Source organism: Lentzea sp. CC55, from assembly GCF_021056325.1.
In the GTDB taxonomy this organism is placed as follows: Bacteria; Actinomycetota; Actinomycetes; order Mycobacteriales; family Pseudonocardiaceae; genus Lentzea; species Lentzea jiangxiensis.
Genome location: NZ_JAJCXE010000004.1, coordinates 180,892 through 202,424, shown reverse-complemented (window position 1 = coordinate 202,424; position 21,533 = coordinate 180,892). Strand labels below are relative to the sequence as shown.

General features: G+C 68.6%; 17 protein-coding genes. 9 read left to right on the top strand and 8 right to left on the bottom strand.

Features of this window, described 5'->3' with window-relative positions:
* Positions 1 to 59: 59 nt before the first annotated feature.
* Complete coding sequence (locus L6E10_RS03245; RefSeq protein ID WP_236216620.1) at positions 60 to 3,137, bottom strand: TIR domain-containing protein; 3,078 nt, start codon at positions 3,135 to 3,137, stop codon at positions 60 to 62.
* Between the two features lie 202 nt (positions 3,138 to 3,339).
* Here L6E10_RS03245 and L6E10_RS03240 point away from each other — a divergent pair, with 202 nt between their 5' ends.
* Positions 3,340 to 3,819 carry a DUF4262 domain-containing protein gene (locus L6E10_RS03240; protein WP_236216619.1) on the top strand — a complete coding sequence of 160 codons (480 nt, stop codon included), beginning with the start codon at positions 3,340 to 3,342 and terminating at the stop codon, positions 3,817 to 3,819.
* A 542-nt stretch (positions 3,820 to 4,361) separates the two neighbouring features.
* Here L6E10_RS03240 and L6E10_RS03235 read toward each other — a convergent pair.
* Complete coding sequence (locus L6E10_RS03235) at positions 4,362 to 5,315, bottom strand: YafY family protein (protein ID WP_236216617.1); 954 nt, start codon at positions 5,313 to 5,315, stop codon at positions 4,362 to 4,364.
* 82 nt (positions 5,316 to 5,397) lie between these two features.
* Here L6E10_RS03235 and L6E10_RS03230 point away from each other — a divergent pair, with 82 nt between their 5' ends.
* Positions 5,398 to 5,883, top strand: a complete 486-nt coding sequence (locus L6E10_RS03230; protein ID WP_236216615.1) for a VOC family protein — start codon at positions 5,398 to 5,400, stop codon at positions 5,881 to 5,883.
* A gap of 3 nt (positions 5,884 to 5,886) precedes the next feature.
* On the opposite strand, the gene L6E10_RS03225 is transcribed toward L6E10_RS03230, so the two are convergent.
* The 4 genes from L6E10_RS03225 to L6E10_RS03210 all read right to left on the bottom strand — a co-directional run bounded on the left by L6E10_RS03225 (position 5,887) and on the right by L6E10_RS03210 (position 9,791).
* On the bottom strand, positions 5,887 to 7,257 hold the full coding sequence (locus L6E10_RS03225; protein WP_236216613.1) for an NAD(P)/FAD-dependent oxidoreductase: 1,371 nt from the start codon (positions 7,255 to 7,257) through the stop codon (positions 5,887 to 5,889).
* On the bottom strand, positions 7,258 to 8,475 hold the full coding sequence (locus tag L6E10_RS03220) for an MAB_1171c family putative transporter (RefSeq protein ID WP_236216611.1): 1,218 nt from the start codon (positions 8,473 to 8,475) through the stop codon (positions 7,258 to 7,260).
* Positions 8,462 to 9,019: a hypothetical protein gene (locus L6E10_RS03215; protein WP_236216609.1), complete on the bottom strand. Its 558-nt coding sequence runs from the start codon at positions 9,017 to 9,019 to the stop codon at positions 8,462 to 8,464. The genes L6E10_RS03220 and L6E10_RS03215 overlap by 14 nt, the downstream gene beginning before the upstream one ends.
* 64 nt (positions 9,020 to 9,083) lie before the next feature.
* On the bottom strand, positions 9,084 to 9,791 hold the full coding sequence (locus L6E10_RS03210; protein ID WP_236216607.1) for a hypothetical protein: 708 nt from the start codon (positions 9,789 to 9,791) through the stop codon (positions 9,084 to 9,086).
* A gap of 212 nt (positions 9,792 to 10,003) precedes the next feature.
* Between L6E10_RS03210 and L6E10_RS03205 the strand changes: the two genes are divergently transcribed.
* Positions 10,004 to 10,933 (top strand): GGDEF domain-containing protein, encoded by a 930-nt coding sequence (locus L6E10_RS03205; protein ID WP_308102655.1) that lies wholly within the window; start codon positions 10,004 to 10,006, stop codon positions 10,931 to 10,933.
* A gap of 252 nt (positions 10,934 to 11,185) precedes the next feature.
* Positions 11,186 to 13,273, top strand: a complete 2,088-nt coding sequence (locus tag L6E10_RS03200) for a M6 family metalloprotease domain-containing protein (protein ID WP_236216605.1) — start codon at positions 11,186 to 11,188, stop codon at positions 13,271 to 13,273.
* A gap of 42 nt (positions 13,274 to 13,315) precedes the next feature.
* Here the strand turns inward: L6E10_RS03200 and L6E10_RS40165 are convergent, their stop codons facing one another.
* Positions 13,316 to 13,438, bottom strand: coding sequence for a hypothetical protein (locus tag L6E10_RS40165; RefSeq protein WP_275675999.1), 123 nt, complete (start codon positions 13,436 to 13,438; stop codon positions 13,316 to 13,318).
* Between the two features lie 38 nt (positions 13,439 to 13,476).
* On the bottom strand, positions 13,477 to 14,268 hold the full coding sequence (locus L6E10_RS03195; RefSeq protein WP_236216603.1) for a hypothetical protein: 792 nt from the start codon (positions 14,266 to 14,268) through the stop codon (positions 13,477 to 13,479).
* A gap of 158 nt (positions 14,269 to 14,426) precedes the next feature.
* Here L6E10_RS03195 and L6E10_RS03190 point away from each other — a divergent pair, with 158 nt between their 5' ends.
* The 5 genes from L6E10_RS03190 to L6E10_RS03170 all read left to right on the top strand — a co-directional run bounded on the left by L6E10_RS03190 (position 14,427) and on the right by L6E10_RS03170 (position 21,500).
* On the top strand, positions 14,427 to 15,299 hold the full coding sequence (locus tag L6E10_RS03190; protein WP_236216601.1) for an SWIM zinc finger family protein: 873 nt from the start codon (positions 14,427 to 14,429) through the stop codon (positions 15,297 to 15,299).
* Positions 15,300 to 15,360: 61 nt separating this feature from the next.
* Positions 15,361 to 16,626 carry a restriction endonuclease subunit S gene (locus L6E10_RS03185; protein WP_236216599.1) on the top strand — a complete coding sequence of 422 codons (1,266 nt, stop codon included), beginning with the start codon at positions 15,361 to 15,363 and terminating at the stop codon, positions 16,624 to 16,626.
* Positions 16,627 to 17,027: 401 nt separating this feature from the next.
* On the top strand, positions 17,028 to 18,290 hold the full coding sequence (locus tag L6E10_RS03180; protein WP_236216597.1) for an ATP/GTP-binding protein: 1,263 nt from the start codon (positions 17,028 to 17,030) through the stop codon (positions 18,288 to 18,290).
* A complete protein-coding gene (locus L6E10_RS03175; RefSeq protein WP_236216595.1) occupies positions 18,287 to 18,964 on the top strand; it encodes an RloB domain-containing protein in 678 nt (225 codons plus the stop codon). Before L6E10_RS03180 ends, L6E10_RS03175 begins: the two co-directional genes overlap by 4 nt.
* A gap of 13 nt (positions 18,965 to 18,977) precedes the next feature.
* Positions 18,978 to 21,500, top strand: a complete 2,523-nt coding sequence (locus L6E10_RS03170; RefSeq protein ID WP_236216593.1) for an N-6 DNA methylase — start codon at positions 18,978 to 18,980, stop codon at positions 21,498 to 21,500.
* The last annotated feature ends 33 nt before the right edge of the window (positions 21,501 to 21,533 follow it).

Genomic DNA, 21,533 nt, shown 5'->3' with positions numbered 1-21,533 from the left:
TCACCGGGTACAGGCGTTGAAGCCGGGAAAAGCTGAGTTCATCGCGCGAGTTCACCCGTTCAGGGCAAGAGGTGGCGGAAGGCGGCGACGAGCAGCATGCGTTGCCGGTCGACGTCGAGCCCCTCGTCGAGCTCCTCGTCCTCGCGGTACTCCCTGCTGCCGCGGGCGGCGCGCCCGCCGAACGACTCGACGCGGACGGCGATGTCCACCAGGTCGGACGTGAGCTCCACAATGGACTGGTCATCCGGGATCGGCACGTTCTGCTGGTACAGCTCGTAGGAGAACCGCATCCCGACCGTGCCGTCGAACGCGACCTGCTCGGTCGGCAGCTGCATCGCGTCGAACACCGCCCGGTAGAGCGCCGCTCCGGTGAGGTGCAGCGGTGTCATGACGACGTGCGTCGTGCCGAGGTCTTGGCTGCGCACCGACACCGCGGCGGTCGGGCCGTCCGGCGTCGGCGGGACGGGCTGCGGGAACACCGGGAGCTCCGACTTGCGGTCCGCGCGCCAGGTCGCGACGAGGCGGTCGGCCGCGTCCGCGAGGTCGACGTGCTTGCGCGGCGCCAGGAACGGCGGCAGCGGTTCCTCGTCGAGCCGCACGAGGAACAGGAAGGCGCGGCGGCGCGTCATCTCCAGGGTGAACGCCGCCGTCCACCCCTCCGTGACCCACTCCCGCTGCCGGGTGTTCGCCGACCACAGCAGCACGTAGTAGTCGGAGGTCGCGAGGGCCTCGTCGATGGCGGAGACCACGTCGTCGCCCGGCGCGACCTCGTTCTCGTCGAGGTAGGCGTTGACGTTGCGCGCTTCGAGCTCGGCACGGAGTTGCTCCGCGTGCGCGCGGTCCCCGCCGGCGAACGACAGGAACACCTTGGGACGGGTTTCGAGCGGCACGGGCTCTCCGATCATCCTCAGTCTTCTCCGCAGCGGGCCCGCCGTGGTCTGAACGCCCGCGTCGCCGTGCAGGGACCAGCACGCCCAGTCGGCGGGGTGCCGGTCGGCGACCTCCCTCAACGCGTGTTGCAGCGCGCGGTCCCGGGGCAACCTCGCGAGGTGGCGGTCGAACGCGTCGAGCACCCCGCGCGCCACCGCGGCCTCGGTCCTCCAGTGCGCCGCCACGACCGCTCCCGCGCCGGCGGTGATGGCCGCGCGCACGAAACCGGCCCTGTCGTCCCGGCCGCGCCGCTGGGCCATCCCGGACTCGCAGGCGCCGAGCAGGACCGTGCCGCACGCGCTGAAGTCCATGTGCTCCAACGCTTTCACGGACACCCGCTCGTCACCGAACTGCAGCCACGACTGTTCGGGGTTCATCCGGTCGTGCGTGCCGTGGGCGTCGACGCGGATGCGGTGGAAGCGGCGCTCTTCGAGCACCTGCCGCAGTTCCGCGCCCCTGCTGACGACCGCCGTCCCGTCCCCCCGCTGGCCGCGTGCGCGGCGCCGCAGCACCGGAAGGGCGGACAGGCACGGCAGGCTGGACAGCGCGTGCGCCAGGCCGAGGTGCGTGCCGGCGACCGGCAGCCCGGCGAGCGGCACGTCCGCGAGGACGTCGCCCGCCACCACGGCGATCCGGGTGGTCCCGGGCGGCAGTGCCCCGACGACGTCGTCCAGCCCGATCAGACCGGCCAGCTCGACGAGCAGCGCGCCGAGGACAGCCGGGTCGTACCGGGGCTTCCACGCCTTGAGCCGGCGGATCGTGTCGGTGAGGTCGGCGACGTGGACATCGGTGGTGAGGTGGGTGGTCTTGCGGCCGACGAGCAGGTGGTGCACCTGGTCCGGCGTCACGTGCACCATCCACACGACCTGGTCGCGCGGCAGGTGTCTCGTCGTCGCGCGGAGCCAGCGCCGTGCCGCGGGCAGGTCGCCGAACCCCGGCAGCTCGCGGGGTTCGGCGAGGACCGTCGCGCTCCTCGCCGCCTCGACGGCCACCACCAGCCCCGCCAGCGCCTTCGCGCCGTCGCGCCGGACGCGCCGGGCCGCGGCGAGCACCCGGCCGTCGTGCTCGTCCGCGGGGGCGCGCAACATCCGCAGCTTGACGCTGGGGCTGTCCCGGTGGTCGGTGATGTCCTGTTCGATCCGGTGCGACGCCGCCCAGTGCCGTGCGGCCCGGTCCTCGTCGCCCGCGTCGGCGAACGTGTCCCCGAGCTTGCGCAGCGCCAGCGCCTTCAGCTCGGGGTGGTCCGACCGGCTCGCGACCTCGAAGTGCCCGGCGGCCTGCTCCAGAAGGCCCCTGGCGTGGGCGAGCTCGGCCGCGGTCAGGTGCCATAGCGGCGAGTTCCCCTCGCCCAGCAGGCCCTCCGCCTTGACCAGCTCGCCCTCGGCGACCAGGCGGCGGACGTGGCTCAGCCTGCGCTCCGGGCTGAGCGCCCTGGTGGCGTCCGGCAGCCTCGAGAGCACCTCGGGCCCCGCGGCCGCGGCCAGCAGGGGGAAGAGCCGCCGCGCCGCACCCGCCTGCCGGGTCATCACCAGCAGCGCGGTCAGTTCGTGCAGGACGGCGAGCCGCAGCGCGGGCTCGACCTGGTAGCTGGTGGCGCACCGGGTCATCAACGCCAGCGCTTCCTCGTACCGGACCTCCCTGCGCAGCGCGGCGGCCCGCCGCAGGAACTCGGCGGGGGAGCCGGGAGCGTCGTCGCCGCTCCTCGTGACGCGGCTGCTCCTGCGCACGTCGAGCAGGAGCCGGTCCCTGCCGACGTGCTCGAGGTGCTCGGGCCGTCCGGCGCGGCGGAAGTGGCGTTCGGCGGCGTCGAGCTCGCTCTCCGCGGTGGGGTAGTCGTAGCGGTCCGCGGCGGCCAGCGCGGCGACCCTGGCGAGCCGCGCCTGTTCCAGCTCGGTGAGCTTGAGCTTCCGCAACGCGCGCACGTCCCGCTCCGCCGCCGCGTGGTCCGTCGCGGTGCTGCGGATCTGCGCCCTGAGGATGCGCAGCGTCATGTCGTTGCCCCTGCGCAGGTACTCGTCGCAGCGCTGCGCGGCCTTGGCGACGGCGCCGAGCTCCAGCAGGGTCGCGCAGTGGTCGTGGGCGACGACCGGGCTGATCTTCGCGGCCTTCTCGTAGGCGAGGTCGACGCCGAGCACGTTGCCGCGCAGGGCGGCGGAGCGCGCGGCCCTGACCGCGTCCGCGAGGGGAGTACCGGGTTCGAGGTGCATTTCAGTCCCCGCAGCCCCGGACGAGGGCGTCAGGCTGAACGGAAAGCCTTCGTTGGCGCATGCACGATCCTCCGTGCGTCGCAGGGTAACGATCCAGACGGCCCACAGATCGTTTGTCCACTTTCTGTCAACAAACTGCTTGAAACGATCTTGTCGGTGCTCGTCGGCACACTGGATCCACCACCGATCCGAGGAGGCCACGATGTGCCGGGACTGCGACCACCCCGCCGACCGCATGGAACAACACCTGGCCACGCTGCGCCGCTGCATCGACGCGCGGGGCTGGGCCGTCCAGGCGGTGGAACGAGACCGGGCGCACCCGCCCTGGGCCTACACGGTCGGCCTGACCCTGCGCGGCCTGCCGGAGCTCGTGGTGACGGGAATGCCCGTGCTGCAAGCAGGTCGCCTGCTCGACGACACCGCAGAACACCTGGAGCACAGCTGCCTGCCCGCTCCGGGCCGCCCGTTCAGCCTGCCCGGCGGGCCGGAGGTGGAGGTGGTGCGCGTCGCCCGGCCCTGGGCCCACCTGCTGGTGTCCGCCCGGCTGTTCGGGGAGGGCATCGAGGCCCTGCAGCTCGTGCACGCCGACGAGGAGGGGCGCTGGCCGTGGGACAGCTCGTACCAGGGGGTGCCGGGCGGTCAGCCGGTGCTGGGGGTGAGAGCGGGGCCGCCGGGCAGGTGAGCCCGCGCGGTCGCCGCCCTGTCGTTCTGCGCCAACGGTTCCGGCGATCGTGCTGGCCTGCGGTGTCTGGCCCGGCGGCCGGTGGCCCGGCGGCCGGTGGCCCGGCGGCCGGTGGTTCGACGGCCGGTGGTTCCACGACCGGTGGCCCGACGACCGGTGGCCCGACGACCGGTGACCGACGAACTGGCCTGACCGCTGCCGGCTGCCCGTCGCGCGTCGCTTGGTCGCCCGCTGCCGCTGCCGGCCGCCCCCAGGCAGGTCGCCGACTGCCGTCCTCGCCTCACCGACCTGTCGCCTCACCGACCTGTCGCCTCACCGACCCGTGACCCGCGCCGCGGGTGACCCGACACCGCCCCCTCACCTTCACCACCTGACGCCGCCCGTCGACGGACGCCGCCCGTCGCCTGACGCCTGACGCCGCCCGTCGCCGGACACCGCCCTCGCCTTCCACCGCCTGACGCCGCCTGTCGCCACCTGTTGCCCGACACCGTCCCTCACCCGACACCGCCCCTTGCCTCCCACCACCCCTCATCCACCACCCCTCATCCCACCGACCGCCGAATCCGTTCCCCCAACCCCCGCAGGTGCTCCACCAGCTCCACCGGCCCGTCCACCGTGAACTCACACCCCAGCGACGTGAGGCGGAACGCGAGGTACTCGACCGTGTCCTCGTGGCTGTGCCAGCCGCACGACCCGTCGTCGAGCGCGGTCAGCTCACCGGCGAAGTCCCCGAGCCGCGCCCGCGCGAGGTCCACCGGCAGTCGCAGGGTCGCGCGTGCCCGGTAGGTCGCCGCCGTGTCGTACATCCGCTGCGTCACGTACTCCGTCGCGTCCCCGCCGGGCACGGCGCGGGCTGCGAACCGGGCACCGGTCGCGAGCGCGGAGGAGACGCGGTCCAGCCGGAAGATCCGCCAGTCGTCCCGTTCCACGTCGAACGCGAGGAGGTACCAGCGCCGGTCCAGCGCTACCAACTGAACAGGCTCCACGTGCCGTTGGGAGACGACGTTCTCCTGCGCCACGTAGGTGAACCGCACGCGCTCGCGGGCGTTGACCGCGCCGGCGACCACGGAGAGCTGGGCCGGGTCGACCAGCGACGCGGACGAAGCCGCGCCGGCCGCGGTGGCGGACGTCAATGACGCGACCCGGCGTGCCAGCCGCGGTGGCAACACCTGCTGCAGCTTCGCGAGGGCGCGCAGGGAAGCCTCGGCGATGCCCGCCACCGGTTGCCGCGACGCGGTGCGCAGACCGACCGCGATGGCGACGGCCTCCTCGTCGTCGAGCAGCAGCGGTGGCATCGCCGCGCCCGCGACGAGCCGGTACCCGCCGAACACGCCCAGGGTGGCCTCGACGGGGTATCCGAGGCCGCGCAGCCGGTCGACGTCCCGCCGCACCGTCCGCGTCGTCACCTCGAGCCGCGCCGCCAGTTCGCTGCCGGGCCACTCACGAGGCGTCTGCAGCAACGACAGCAGGCGCAGCAACCGGGCCGCATCACTCATGCCGCCAAACTAGGCCAGAACCAGGACCGAAACCGTCCTACATCGGTCATACGGTCGTCCCACTGAGACAAGGGAGAGACCGATGGACGTCGTGCCCAGCGGCTACCACACCGTGACGCCGTGGCTGATCACCCCCGGCCGGACGGCCGAGCTGATCGATTTCCTCGTGGAGGTGTTCGACGCGACCGAGCTCGGCCGCGTCGGCGAACCGCCGGAGATCGGCCACGCCGAGGTCCGCATCGGTGACTCGGTGGTGATGCTGTTCGACCACCCGGACTGGCCGTCCACACCGGCGTTCCTGCGCCTCTACGTCGCCGACGACGCCACGACGCTGCGGCGAGCCGTGCGGCTCGGCGGCAGGATCGTGACCGAGCCCGCGGAACTGTTCTGGGGCGACAGGGTCAGCCGGTTCGCCGACCCGTTCGGCAACCTGTGGTGGCTGCACCAGCGCGTCGCGGAACCGACCGGGGAGGAGATGGCCGCGCGGATGCGGGACCCGGTGTTCGTCGAAGCCATGGAGTACGTGCAGAGCGCGGACTTCGTCCCGCGGACGTCACCGGTGGCCTGAACGTCAGCCCGTCACCCGGTCCCGCTCGTCGGCGGTCAGCGTCGGCTCCGGGGACACCTCACCCCGGGGCCCGCGCATCGTCGCCCACACCACCTTCGGGCTCATCAGACCCGCCATCGGCGCGGACAGCGTGAAGGCGTTCAGGAAGGCCCGGGTCACCGGCGCCTCGGTGGTGGCGGTGCGCACCAGCCGGTCGACGTAGCGCTGCAGGACCCGCCCGGCCAGCGGCAACGGCTTGCCCACCGCACCGGGGTAGAGGATGTCCTGGTTGGTCGCCATCGCCCAGGCCCCGTCGACGACCTTGCCGATGCCGCGCTGGATCCGCTGCGCGGAGTCGCCCGCGCGCAACCCGGCGTCGAGCGCCTGCGCGCTCTGCGCCGCGATCGACATCCCGTGCCCGTAGACGGGGTTGTAAGTCGCGACGGAGTCGCCCAGCGCGACCAGCCCGGCGGGCCAGGACCTCAGGCGCTCGAAGTACATCCGCCGGTTCGCCGTGCTGTGCGACCCGTACACGGGCGACAACGGCTCGGCCGAGGCGATCAGCTCGCCCACGACCGGGTTGCGCACCGAGCGGGCGAAGTCGACGAACTCCGACTCGTCCGTCGAGGGCTCACCGCCGCGCGTCCCGGACAGCGTGACGAGCCAGCGCCCGTCCTCGATCGGCAGCAGCGTGGCGGTGCAGCCCGGATGCGGATCGCGCGGGTTCGCCTGCACGTTGACGATCGGGAACCCGGAGGCGGCCGGCGGGGGAGCGCGGAAGATCCTGGTGGCGTAGGCGAGACCGGAGTCCACCGACTCGGACTCCACGGCGGGCAGCCCGAACTCGGCGAGCCAGGCCGGCAGGCGCGAGCCGCGTCCGGTCGCGTCGACGACCAGGTCCGCCTCCAGCGAGACCCGTTCGCGCGAGACGCGGTCCTCGACGAGCACCCCGGTCACGGCGTCCCGGTCGCCCAGCAACGACACCGGCTCGGTCCCCGTCAGCACCGAGATCTTGTCGTCCCGCAACGCCCGGCGGCGCACGACCCAGTCGAGCAACCCGCGGCTGCACGTCACGATGAACTGCATCTCGGGGAACCGCGGCACCCATCCCTGCGCGCTCAGCGACACCAGGTCGTTCGGCACGCCGATCCGGTGCGCGCCCGCGCCGAACAGCGCGTCCAGCGTGCCCGGCAGCAGCGCGTCGATCGCCCGCGCGCCACCGGACATCAGCAGGTGCGCGTGCCGGGCCTGGGGCACGCCCGACCGCGGCGACGGGCCGTCCGGCAGCTTGTCGCGCTCCACCACGGTGATCTCGCCGTAGTGCCGGACGAGGACGGACGCCGTGAGCATGCCCGCGAGTCCTCCACCGAGGACAACGGCGTGTGTCGGTGCCATCTAATCCATTCCCCCTGCTGCGTCCACGCGTGCCGCGCCGGCGACGGCGGCGTCGACTATCGGCGAGTGCTGGTAGGCCCGCGAGATCCGCACCCACCTGTCGTGCTCGGCCGCGAGGTCGGTGCCGTCGACGATCTCCGAGGCGGGGCGCCGTTCCGGTGCCCGCGCGCGTCCACCGGACGAGCCCGCGACCCGCAGCTGGGCCGCCTCCACGACGGCGGCCACCTCGTCCTTGGTGAGCGAGGCCTCGCGCGCGAGGGAGGCCGCGGTCTCACCGACGTTCAGGTCGAAGTACGGCGTGAGCGCCCAGCGCCAGTCGTTGAGCTCGATGATCTGCCGGCGCACGCGGTGGTGCGGGTTGAGGTGCTTGCCGGGCGCCACGAGGACGATCGCGGGGTTCACGTGCACCAGCGCGCGGTGCAGGGGCCGCAGCGCGAAGTACGTGCGCCACCGCCGCACCCACAGCGAGGGCGACGGGCGGCGCGGCCCGAAGACCGGCAGCGCCATCGCGATCACCAGCGGGATCATCGACAGCGACGCCATCAGGGGCGCCGTCGTGCTCAGCACGTCGAAGCCGCGCTCGCCCGCCCAGTTCATCAGCAGCACGAACAGCTTGATGACCGCGAACATCATCGGGAACAACGCCGCCGCGCAGTACCAGCGCAGCCCGAGGCGCAGCCACGGCCGGGCGGAGATCGCCTCGTCGCACGACCCCTGCCAGCAGTGGTAGGCCTGGCCGCCGCAGCCGATCATCGTGGCCACGAGGTAGATGAACAGGAACACCGCGATGGTCGGTTGCGTCGCGTAGAACGTGTCGAAGTCGACCTGCCGCTCTTCCCCGACCTCGGACTCGGAGAACAGCACGATCATCGCGGCGACGACCGAGGCGTAGCCGGCGACGATCAGCCGGACCCGTCGCCACGCCTGGGCCGCCGGGTACCTCCAGTACAGCACCAGCGCGAACGCCGACCCCGCGAAGCAGACCACGAGGCTGTAGACGAGCAGGGCGGCGAAGTTCGGCACGCCGCTCGTGCGGTTGATCCAGCCGATGTTCGCGGGTGCCGCGCAGAGCAGGGCGAACGCTGAGAAGAACACGGTGGAGATCAGCGCGACGACACGGGGGCTGCCCCAGCTCGACCGCAGCGAGCGGATCTTGTAAGCGAGGAGGAACAGCCCGACGACACCGCACGAGAGGTAGATCAGGTTAAAGATCGCCACGACGCACCCAGCGAGATCTTCCTTCGAGCGACTCGGCCACGCGCCGCACGTGCGCGGGCTCTTCGGTGGCCGCCGTGTCGGCCCAGACCCGGTGTTCGGTCAGCCGTTCCAACAGGTGGTCTGCGAGGTTCTCGGCCTCGCGCTCCTCGTCCTCGGTCAGCGTCGTCCGGCCGGCGATGATCTTCGCCATCCGCGGCAGCAGGTGCGGAGCGAGCCTGCGCAGGCCCTCGTCGCGGCTCAGCGCGACGGGCTGGTGCTCGAGCAGGACGTGCGCGAACTCGTGCAGCAGCACGTGCAGGCGGTGGTACCAGGACGGGGAGTCCGCGCAGATGACGAGGTACGTGCCGTTCTCCAGCAACGCCGTCGCGCCGCTCAGGCAGACCGCGTTCGTGATGGCGGCGAAGCGGACGTCGACCGGACGCCCGAGGCGTTCGCCCATCAGCTCGCAGACCCGGCGGCTCGCGTCCCGGTGCGTGGCGTCGGGCGGCAGGCCGAGGTCCCGGGCGACCTCGTCGACCAGCTTGCGCAGTTTCCTGCGGTTCACCCGTCGCCTCCTCTCGATGTCGTCTGCAGCGGTCCAGGCCGAGATCTTCACGCGGCGGTCGCCATCAAGTGTGGTCCGCCGACGTGCGACGGCTGTTCAGCGGGAACGACCAGCCTTCGCCGACCTCGAGAGCCTGTCTGAACCCTTCTACCGCAGCAGCCCTGGCTTGCGGGGACAGATCGCCGGTGCGTTCGGCCAGACGGGTGACGAACTCGACGACGCCGAGTTCGCGCAGCGCGAGGAAGTCCGTGAGCTCGGCGTCGACGCGCGCGGCCAGGTCGTCGTCGAAGAAGTACGCGGGATCGGCGCCGAAGTGGTCGGCCAGGCCGAGGATGTGCTTGAGCCGCGGGTTGCCGCTGGTGTTGCCGAGCAGTTCGCGGATGTAGCTCGCCGAGATGCTGCCGAACTGGCCGGACGCGCTGATCGCGGCGGCGACCTCCTCCGGCGACCACGGACCGCGGTCCGGCGGGTGCACGGCTTCGAAGAGCGTGCTCAACGCCGTTGCGCGCCAACCGGGTCGTTCTCCAGGGTGCAGCTCACGACGGCCGCCGAGGAACACCGCGGGGTGCACGCCGAGCGCGCCGGCGAGGTCCACGATCGCCTGGCAGGTCGGGTTGTCCTTCACGCCGAGCCGCAACTGCGAGATGTAGCCGTGCCCGATGTCGCCGCCCCGCGCCTTCACCGCCGCGGCGAGCGCCACGTTGGTGACCTTGCCCCGGCCGTCGGGCGGGTTGGTGCACAGCTCGTTGAGGACCTCGGCGAACGGCCTCACGCCACACCTCCGGTGGAGCGACTGGGGGCCAGCGATCATTCCACTGGTGTGGAACCCCGAGAGCATATGGCATCACAAGGGTTGAATCCACCTGTCGGTAGCCCTATGATCACACTCCGCCGCTTGCACTGTTGTGTCGCGTTTGATCCGAACGACGTCACTTCAGTTGAAAGAGGCAGATCGGGCCGGTCGGAGCATCCGGGGGGGGACTCATGGCGACTGCGCGGATGGGGTTGCCGGTGGACCGCGGGTCTCTGCGCCTGCACGACGAGAGCGCGCCTTCGCGCTGTGTCTCGTGCGCGCAACCCGTTGGTGCGTGGGCGACAGACCGCCTGACGGGCCTTCTCGGCCGTTGGGGCTGGGACGACCAGGCTCCTGCCGCGTACCGCCGGGCTCAGCGCCGTTGGGAGCACGTGGCGCTGCTCATGGTCGACCTCGACCGCTTCAAGAAGATCAACGACGAGTACGGCCACCCCGCCGGCGACGTGGTGCTGACCGACGTCGCCACGGTGCTCGCAACCCACACGCGCCCGACAGACCTCGTGTGCCGCCATGGTGGCGATGAGTTCCTCGTGCTGCTGCCGCGCACCACGGGCCGAGAAGCGGCCCTCATCGCCGAATGCATCCTGCGCGACATCCGCGCGTTGCAGACCGAGATCACCACGAACGACGGCTACCACGTGACGCTCCACGGCCAGACGGCGTCCATCGGCGTCTCGTCCCACGTGCCCGGCAGCGAGGACACGCTGCTGGAACTGGTCCGCGAGACCGACGCGGCCCTGCAGCAGGCCAAGCGCACCGGCCGCGCCCGAGTCCAGGTGCACGACCCGAGCGCGTTCACCACCGAGCACAGCGTCGACTCGGCGGCCCTGCACCACCTGCTCGCGTTGCAGGACCTGATGAGCAGCGACCAGCTCCCGCAGGTGCTGGTGGCGCTGTCCGACGGCCCGAAGGCGGTGGAGGACCTCGTCCCCGCCCTCGGCCCGAGGGTGATCATGACCCTGGAACGCCTGCAGGACAACGGCTTCGTACTCCGCCGCGCCGCGCGCTACGAACTCACCGCCGCCGCCCGCGAGTGGATCACCGACGTGCTGCCGGCCGTGGCCGCCTGGACGAACCGCCACCACGGCCCGGTCCGCTAGGCCGCACCCCGGGCAAGAGGGACCGGGCAGGAATCGAGAAGCCCGAGCCGGGTGGCGCGCCTACCGTCCGAGCCATGTGCTTCATGTTCGGTGCCAGCAAAGAAGACGTGCGACGGATGCTCGAGGCCGAGAACGACCGAGGGGCCGCCCCCGAACCGGCAGAGACCCGGACGTATTGGCAGTCGGTCTCGTCCTCACTGCCAGACGATCGAAGGGTGGCTGGCACGGGCAGGTCTGCACCACGGTGAGCAGATGGACCGCAGACACCGGCGCCCTGCCCTGCTGATCACCGCGTTCCTCTCGGTCGCGATGGTCACCGCCGGCAACTCCGCCGCAGCCCCGCCCGACCAGCCGCAGCACCACTGGCAGTACGACCACTGGCCGCAGCAGCAGCCGTGGCAGCAGTCGAGGGACTCCGCCCGCGTGCTCGCGCAGGCCGGTTTCCCCGGCCCGATCGACCCGCAGAACTGGGTCAACCCCGACCACATGACGTGGGAGCGGGACTACCGCAAGATCCCCGGCACCAACTGGGCCGACCCGTCGGTGCCGGGCTCGGTGCGCAACTTCAAGGGCGCGGTGGTCCTGCTGGACTACCCGAACCAGCCGTTCGTCGTCACGCAGCCCCGCAACTCCACGGTGTTCGGCAACCCGAGCGTCGAGGCGAGCAACGTCCCGCGCGCCGAGGTCGCGCAGTTCTACCAGGACTTCCTCAACAAGCCGAACACCCTCAACCGCGGCCACACCGTGCACGAGTACTGGATGGAGACCTCCGGCGGGCGCTACGGCGTCGAGCTCAAGGCGTTCGGCCCGTACACGATGCCGGGCAAGGACCACGAGTACGCCATGGAGTTCCAGGGCGGGACCGCCTGTCCCGCAGGCGACTCGTGCAACCGCAACATCCGCACCGACGGTCGTGCCGCGTGGGTGGCGGACGTCGGCGCCGAGGTGCCGGCGGGCTACGACTTCATCTACTACCTGTCGGCGGGCCAGGACGAGTCCGGCACGTGGCAGGAGTTCGGGATGATGAAGTTCCGGACGAAGGAGGACGTCACCGACGACTTCGGGCCGCCGGACCCCGCGCTGCCCAACTTCTCGCGCACCCGCTACGTCGACTGGACGTCGTGGGCGGCGGGCTCGTCCATGTGGCCCAACGCGAGCGGCGGCTCGTCCACCCAGGCGGAGAGCTCCGGCCAGGGCGTCTACGCGCACGAGCTGAGCCACATCCTCGGCATCGGCGACAACTACAACAACCCGTACGGCACCCCGCCGCGCCGTGACTACAGCGGCCCGTGGGACATGCTCTCGCGCGGCTCGTTCAACGGCCCCGGCGGCCCGCACTCGCGCTGGACCATCCCGGCCACGGGCGGCGGATCCCTCGGAGCGCAGCAGACGCTGCGCAACAAGATCAAGCTCGGCATCATCGACGAGCGCAACGTCCTGCGGCTCTCGCGGGAGGCGCTGGCCGGCTCCGGCACGGTCATCGCCAAGATCACCGCACGCGAGGTCGACCCCGGCACGACCGGCCTGACCGGCATCAACCTCGCACTCGGCACCGGTGACAAGACGCCTTCCTGCAACGTGAGCACCGACCCGTTCTGCGACGGCGGCGGCTACGACAACTACACGCTGGAAGTCGTCGACCGCATGGGCGCCGACTCGTTCACCCCGGACTCCGGCGTCCTGCTCGCCAAGACCAAGAACGTCGACGCCGCACCGTTCACGTGGGTGATCGACGCCAACCCGCAGGACATCGGCATGACCGACTACGTCCTGCCCGACGGCACCAAGGTCCCGATCACGATCGGTGACTACCGGCAGCTGTCCGACGCCCTGTTCCACGCGGGCACGAACTCGGGCAGCGAGTACGAGTTCGTCGACACGGCGAACCGCCTGCACTTCTACATCTTGGACGTGCAACGCGACTCGCGCGGCGTGCTGTCGTACACCGTGGCGATCCGGTCCCTGGACGGCGCCGGGCCGCAGCAGCGCGGCGTGCGCGTCACGCCCACTGCCGCTCGCGCCGACGGCTCGGGAGTGGCGACCTGCCGCTTCCCGCTGACCAACACCGGCCGCGCCGCGGCTCCCGGCGGTCAGCACCCGGAACCCGTCGACCAGTACCTCGACGGTGACGTCTACCGCATGACGGCGAAGGCGGAGAACGGCTGGACCGTCTCCGTGCCGAACGCGCTGGCGACGGCGAAGTTCGGCGGCCGGGTCGACGTTCCGGTGCACGCGCAGCGCAACGGCGGGCCGATCACGTCGAAGGTGACGCTGACGGCCGTGTCGGAGAGCAACCCCGGCCGGTCCGCGACCGCCACCTGCACGGTGACGGGCCGCTAGCGGTGACGGCTCCGGGCCGGCCGGCGCCGGCCCGGAGTGCGGTCAGTGGTGGTGAGCGATGAGCCCACCCTCCACATAGGACAGGCACGACAGCAATGTGTCCGTGAGCAGGTCGACCGCGTCCCGCACCTCACCGATCCGGTGCGGCTCCGCGATCGTGGCCACCAGCGCGGCCGGCCGAGCTGGACCTGGTGCCGAGCGCGCTACGCGGGGTTCTCCGCGACGGCGAGGTAGTCCGTGTAGATCTGCGGCGAGCCCGAGAACGAGGCCAGCTGCTTCCACTCCTCGTACATCTGCTTGGTGTCGCGGTGGGCGGCCGCGAACTCCGCGGCCTCGCCGGTGGCGATGTCGGGCTCGGGGTAGAAGACGTCCAGCGCGTCGAGGCTCGCGATCTCCATCATCATCACGTACTGGTCGAGGCGGTTGCCCCGCTCGCCCTTGAGCACGTGGAACCGCCAGTCCGGGTAGTCGTCGATCCGGTGGTGGTTCTCGGCGATGAAGCGGTCGAACATCTCCTCGGTCACACCGGCGCGCAACGCCAGGTTGTGGATCCCGATGACCCGGGCGACCGGCTCCTCGCCCGGGCGGTCGCGGTAGCGGGGGCCGGGCTCGACCGTGCTCCGCGGGTTGTCGGCCAGCAACCGGTAGTCGGTGAACAACGTCGGCAGCTCACCGAACGTGCCCAGCCGCCGCCACCGCGCCAGCACGGCCTCCGCCTCGGGGTGCTGCTCCCAGAACAGCCGGGCCAGCTCGGTCTGCTCACCCCTGGCTGTGACGTAGCGGTCGCGCTGCTCGGCGCTGTCGATCTCGTACAACATCAGGTACTGCCCGGTCCGCTCGCCGCGCAACCCGCGCAGCAAAGTCCACCGCCACCCCGGGTACAGGGGCAGATGAACGCCTTCACCACGCACGAAGGTCTCGAACTCCTCCGGCGTGACACCAGCCTCCGTGTCGATGGCGATGTACTGGAAGGTGAACACCGACGAGCGTCCCATTTCGTCCAATCCTCGTGCCGTCAAAGGGAACGCGCGCCCGACAAGCGCGAGTCCCCTGCACCACATCCTGCCAGCTCCAGGGAGGACGGGGCCCGCGAGACTTCCCCGGTGAACGCGATCTGACCGCTGGATGTGGGTGCCTGCCAGGATGACCGGCCGTGGCGGTGACCAAGGGCACGGTGCGGAAGCTGGCTGACGAGAAGTCGTTCGAGCGGGGCGAGCGGTACTTCGCGGCCGGCCAGGTTCGGCGGCTCACGGTGGACGGGTCGACCGTAACCGCGACGGTGGACGGCACGCGGACCTATCGCGTGCGGCTCGACGTCACACCGAAGGCCTTGAGCGGGCGGTGCTCCTGCCCGTACGGCGCCGACGGCGTGTTCTGCAAGCACTGCGTCGCTACCTCGCTGGCGTGGCTGGAGCAGGGCGGTGAGGTGGAGAAGCCGCGTGCGAAGCCGTTGTCCGACAAGCGCTTGCGGTTGTTCTTGCGTGGTTGTGATCAGGAATGGTTGATTGAGCAGCTGATGACGGCGGCGAAATCCGATCGCGTTCTGCGCGCCCGGCTCGCCGCCGCGGCCGGGCAGAAGAACGCGTTCGACGACCGTGACACCAGAGCCCGCCTGGAACGCGCCATCGACATCCCCGATTTCATCGACTACGGCGGGGCGTACGGCTACTTCTTGCACGTCGGTGAGGCCTTGGACGAAGTCGGACGACTGGTCGGAGCCGGGTTCGCCGATGCCGCGATCACCCTCGCCGAGTACGCACTGGAACTGCTGGAGTCCTCGGCCGAGAGGTGGACAACTCCGACGGTGGGCTGTCCGAGGCGATCGCCCGCGTGGAAGAGATCCACCTGTCGGCGTGCGAGGCGGGCTCACCGGACCCGGTGGAACTGGCCGAGCGTCTGGTCGCGCGGGCGGGTCGCAGGCGGGACCGGTGCCGCCTGCGACCCCAGGCTCGTTGTCTGCGGCCCCATTTGTCCAACTGCAGCCGCATCCAACAGTTCTGTGTGGTCCGCGTGCACCGGCTGGTGACGGCCTGACCTAGAATTGAGTCAGCTTCATGTGCAGCTCCATCATTGTTAAGTGAGGTTCAATGCTTGACTCTCTGCCTGCTGGTTGGACGATTGCGACGGTCGGCGATCTTGGCGAAGTGCGGCTGGGAAGGCAGCGTTCTCCACAGAACGAGACTGGCAGCTATATGACGCCGTACCTGCGTGTCGCCAACGTTTATGACGGCTTTATTGACTTCTCTGATGTCCTTGAGATGAATTTCACTCCCAGAGAGCAAGAAGTCTATGGCGTTCGAAATGGTGACATTCTGGTTAATGAGGGCCAGAGTCGCGAGTTGGTTGGAAGGTGTGCAAAATATGTGGGTGAAAGCGGAATCTACTGCTTTCAAAATACTCTAATTCGCTATCGCTGTTCCGATCTGCTTGATGCGGATTTTGCGTATCACATGTTCTCGTGCTGGCTGCGCCACGGCCTGTTCGCTGACGTCGCGAGGCAGACCACGAGCATCGCTCATCTCGGCGCTGATAGATTTGCGGCAATGCCTATGGTTTTTCCGCCTATTCGTGAGCAGCGTGAGATAGTCGACGTTCTGAGGTGTACCGACGAAGCGATTGGGGCGAGCCGGAGAACAGTTGAAAAAGCGGAACTTTCTCGGCAAGCCCTAGTGAGTCGTCTCCTGACAGCGGGGCTAAGCGCCTCGGGTTTTCGGGAGGAGTATCGCGGAAGTAGTCGACTTCCGTTGGGTTGGCAGCGCATCTCGATTGGAGACTTCGCTCAGGTACGGCGAGGTGCGAGCCCGCGCCCGATTGATGACCCGGCGTGGTTTTCGGATAGTGGGCCTGGATGGGTTCGCATCAGAGACGTAACTGCTTCGGGCAAGTATCTTCGGAGTACCGCGCAAAGGTTGTCGCCTGCCGGTGTTGCGCGGAGTGTCAAGGTCTATCCGGGGCAGGTGATTATGAGTATTGCTGCCACTGTTGGCGAGGTGATTGAAGTCGATATGGAGGCGTGTATTCACGACGGATTTGTCGTAATAGTTCCGGACCTAAAAGTAATGTCGCCTGACTATCTTGCTATGCTCCTGAAGTTCCATCAAAGCGACTTCGTCGGCCGTGGCCAGGCTGGCACCCAGGTCAATATTAACGGCGATATTGTCAAGAGTGTTGCAGTTGCCGTTCCGCCGGTTTCCGAGCAGGCCGCAATTGTGGAGTTGGTCAACTCGTGGGACGCGCAGGTTGAGCGCGCTGAGGCAAGCCTTAAAAAGCTAGAAAGAGTGAAGCGGTCGTTGGCGGATGACCTGCTGGGCGGTCGGACTTTGGTTGGCGCGAATCGCCATACGCGATCTTAAAATTTCATTGTCTGGGGGTGGTCGATTGTTAGATCGTGGATGCGGTGGCAATGCTGCTGGCGATGACGATGTAGAATCGTGTGATATTCCGTTTGGTTGAAGTAACTCAGGTGTCGTCAATGGAGCTGGGATCGGGCTGCAGTGGAACGATCGCAGTTGCGTGGCTTTAGTTCACGTTCAGATGTTGGAGGCGCGGCGGCGGCACTCGTTGCTGGCCTCATTCGGCGTCACCCCCGGCAGTGTGACGCGGTGTACACGTTTGGGGCTGCAGCTACCCGCTGGTAGGCCGCTCGGTCTATGGTAGCTACCAGGTGAGATGTCGGGTTTTGGGGCCTGTTGTGCACCCTTTCGACGTGAGACACTCGAAAAGACGTTCTGCAGGCGGGAGGTGAACCGTGCTCTTGAAGTTCCGCGTGGCCAACTTCCGCTCCATCAGGGCGGAGCATGAGCTCTCGTTCGCAGCCGCCGACATCGACGACGAGATCATCAGGCGGACCGGGGTCGTGTCCGGCGGCAAGGAGATCGGAGTCATCCCGGCTGTAGGTATCTTCGGGGCCAACGCCTCCGGGAAGTCCAACGTGCTCCAGGCGATCCGTGCGATGAAGTCCGCCGTCATGAACTCGGTGGCGGACTGGGCTCGCGTCGAGGGTGTGCCACGCGAGCCGTTCGCGCTCGACGCCGACGCGCGCGACGAAACCACCCTCTTCGAAGTCGACCTTCTACTTGGACCTAGCCAGGTGCGCTACACCTACGGGTTCGAGCTGTCCGACGAACGCGTCGAGGCCGAGTGGCTACACGCGTACCCCGAGGGACACAAGCAGGTGTGGTTCGACCGCGAGGCCGACCGCGACGGCGGCGAGGACTTCCGCTTCCCCAACGCGAACCTGCGCGACGGTAAGAGGCTGGTCGAACTCACCAGGCCCAACGCGCTACTTCTCACCGTCGGCGCGAGCTTCAACCACCGGCAGCTCGGTGCGATCCACCGCTGGTTCATCGACAACTTCTGGCTGGTCACCTCGGGCGAGGACGTCGCACAGCGCAGCGCGTACACCCGAGATCGGTTGGTCAGCGGCAGGGGTGGGGCCAAATACCGCAAGCAGGTCGAGTCGTTGCTCAAGGTCGCTGATCTCGGCATCGTCGGTCTGGACATCGACAAGACGCTGCCCGAGGAGAACCAGGTCAGGCTCCTGCACAGGGCCGACGGCGGCAAACCGATGCCGCTCGACTTCTTGGCGCAGGAGTCACTGGGGACACACGCCTGGTTCGCGTTCCTTGGCCCAGTGCTCGAAGTCCTTGATCGAGGCTCGGTGTTACTGGCCGACGAACTCGACTCCAGCCTCCATCCGTTGCTGGCCTCCGAGGTGGTCAGGCTGTTCCAAGATCCTGAGGCGAACTCGCGCGGCGCTCAACTGCTCTTCACCACACACGACGCCACGCTGCTCGGCACCGGCATGGTCGGCCGCCCGCTCAGCCGGGAGCAGGTGCGGATCACGACCAAACGCAAGACCGGCGAAACCGAGCTGTATCCGCTCCTCGACGCGCATCCACGCAAGGATGAGAACCTCGAGCGGAGTTATCTCCGTGGTCGCTTCGGCGGCGTGCCACGGGTGATGGAGGGTGCGACGGCGCGGGAAGTCGCGGAGTTGCTGGCGGGGGTCGGGTGAGCCGGAAGCGCCGCAGTGATCCCAATGCGGACAAGCCAGTACATCTCAAGCCTGGGCGTTCCAGGGCTGTCCGGCTGTTCTACATCGCCGTTGAGGGCGGAGTCACCGAACCCGACTACCTTGCTTACCTGCAGGAGACGTTCGGGGAGGAACATCAGTTCCATATCCATCGCGAGTCACGGAAGACCGGCTTGAAGCCTCGCGAGGTCGTGGACCGCGTGCTGGAGCACCGCGGCGAGGATGGTGAGCTCTGGGCGCTGTTCGACCGGGACGAACACATCGGAATCCCGGAGGCGTTCGCGGTAGCCAAGAAGGCTCGCGTGCAGGTCGCCTTCTCGCATCCGTCGTTCGATCTGTGGCTCCTCCTGCACTTCAACTCGTTCTCTGGGGCGCAGAACGGGGCGGACACGATCGTGCACAAGAAACTCCAGCAGCAGAAGCACTGGGAGACGTTCTCGGATGACGGCGACAAGAGTGTCAAGGGCGAGCGTGCCGCCACGCTGACGGGCAAGCAGAACGCTGCGGCCAAGCGTGCCAGGAAGCTCACGAACGACTGCCCGACCCCGGCCTGCTCGGAGAACCCCGGTCACGCGGACCACTGTGACCCGCTCAAGCGCGACCCGTCCACGGGCGTGTGGCAGCTACTCGTGGCGTTGGGCATCCTCGGCGACTGAGTAGGGTGCGCGGGTGGCCAAGTTGACCCTCTCGCAGTTGGAACGGCACCTGTTCGCCGCCGCCGACATCCTTCGCGGCAAGATGGACGCCTCGGAGTACAAGGACATCATCTTCGGGATGCTGTTTCTCAAGCGGTGCTCGGACGAGTTCCAGCCGCGATGGCAGGAAGAGTACGACCACGCCTTCGCCGAATCCAACGGTGACCTCGCGGAGACGCTTGAGTGGGCAAACAGCGAAGAGGCGTACCCCGACCACGTATGCGTGCCGCCGGAGTCCCGCTGGTGGCGAGGGCCGCATCTGTGCACGAACACCGAGCGATGCGACAAGCCAGGTCCTCACGAGCACCAGGGGCTCAACCAGCTGACGGCGCAGTCCAACTCGATCGCCGCTGAGCTCGACAAGGCACTGGCCGGCCTGGAGGTCAAGAACGAGCGGATGCTCAAGGGCGTGCTGCGCCACATCAGGTTCAGCAGGGAGACCGGGCAGACCAAGCTGACCAACCGGGAGCTCGCGGACCTGATCAGGCACTTCGACAAGTACCGGCTGCGCGACGCCGACTTCGAGTTCCCGGACATGCTCGGCGCCGCCTACGAGTATCTCATCGCCGAGTTCGCCGACTCGGCGGGAAAGAAGGGCGGCGAGTTCTATACGCCGCGTTCGGTCGTGCGGATGATGGTGCGCCTGGTTGACCCACAGCCGAACGACAGTGTCTATGACCCGTGTGCGGGGTCGGGCGGCATGTTGTTGCTGGCCAAGGAACACGTCGAGGAGCACGGCGGTAACGTCGAGCGGCTCGAACTGTGTGGCCAGGAGAAGAACGGCACCTCCTGGGCGATGGCTCGGATGAACCTGCTGCTCCACGGCGTGCGTGCGGCGGAGCTTCACAATGGCGACACGCTCGCGAACCCGATGCACCTGGAGACCGCGGATAAGCTGCGCCGCTTCAGCAAGGTGCTGTCGAACCCGCCGTTCTCGCTGAGCTACGAGCGAGACGGGATGAAGTTCCCTGATCGGATGGACTTCGGTTGGGCCCCGGAAACCGGCAAGAAGGCCGACCTGATGTTCGCCCAGCACATGATCGCGGTGCTGCAGGAATATGGCATCGCTGCCACGGTCATGCCGCACGGTGTCTTGTTCCGGGGCGGTGAGGAACGGAACATCCGCACGAAGATGCTTGAGGCGGACGTGATCGAAGCCGTCATCGGCCTCGGCCCGAACCTGTTCTACGGCACCGGTATCCCGGCGTGCGTGCTCGTGCTTCGTAGTCCGGGTGGTAAGCCCGCGGACCGGCACAGGCAGGTGTTGTTCATCAACGCGGACCGGGAGTACACGTCCGGCCGTGCGCAGAACGACCTGGCGCCCGAGCACATCGAGAAGATCGTCAAAACGTTCCAAGAGTGGCTGCCGATTCCCGGTTACTCGCGCGTCGTGTCCGTAGACGAACTCCTCGCCGAGGACGCCAATCTGAACATCCGGCGCTACGTCGACAACGCTCCGCCACCTGAGCCGCAGGACGTCCGCGCGCACCTGCACGGGGGAGTGCCGAAGTCCGAGGTCGAGGCCAAGGCACATCTCTTTACTGCCTTTGGCATTGATGTGCACGCGTTGTTCGCCGAGCGTGATGCGGACTACTACGACTTCCTTCCGGAGGGACCGAGGGCCACGGCCAGCCGCATTCCTCACCTGGCCGCTGAGCGGGAGGAGGAGTTGCGGCAGGCCTACCGTAGCTGGTGGGAGCGGGAAACCAAGCTGGTCAAGGCGTTGCCCGTGCACAAGCGCTTGATGGTGTTGCGCGGGGAGTTGCTGACCGGCTTCACCGACGCTCTTGTGCCGTTCGGTGTGCTTGACGAGTTCACCACCGCGGGCATCGTCGCCGGTTGGTGGATGGACACCAGGCACGACCTGAAGGCGCTCGCGGTCGGTGGCTTCGAGCGGGTGCTCGACGGCTGGGTGGACACGATCGAGGCCATGTTGGAGCCGATCGAGCAGGCCGGCGGCAAGGTCAAGAAGCCGACCGCCGCGGAACGGCGCAGGGCACTCGATCATCCGGTCGTGCCGTACCTGCTCCCGGACTTCCTGGCCGAGCTGGAGAAGGCCGAAGCCGAGCTTGCCGAGGCCGAGGCGGCGTACAAGGCGGCCAAGGCCGCGCTGGACCGCACCGACGACGAAGATGAAGAAGCTGACGAGACGGCAGACCCGGAGATGACGCCGGCGGAGGTTGAGCGGCTGAAAAAGACAGCAGCCCTGGCCAAGACCAAGCGCAACAAGATCGAGAAGCTGTTCAAGGAACAACTTCAGGCCGCAGCTCAGGTGGCCAAGGCATCGGGCACTGTCGTGGAGATCGTGCTGCAGGTCTTCGACCGGGATCTGGCTGGTCGGCTCGACCGCTACCTCGCGGCTGGCAGGGCCCGCATCGTCGAGGCATTCACCAAATGGGGTGAAAAGTACGAGGTCTCCCTCTCCGAGCTGGAAGCTCAACGCGATGCGGCGGCGCAGAAGCTCGCCTCTTACTTGAAGGAGCTCGGATACGCCTGAGTCGGCCGGTAAGGTCGGTGGATCTTGAAGGGG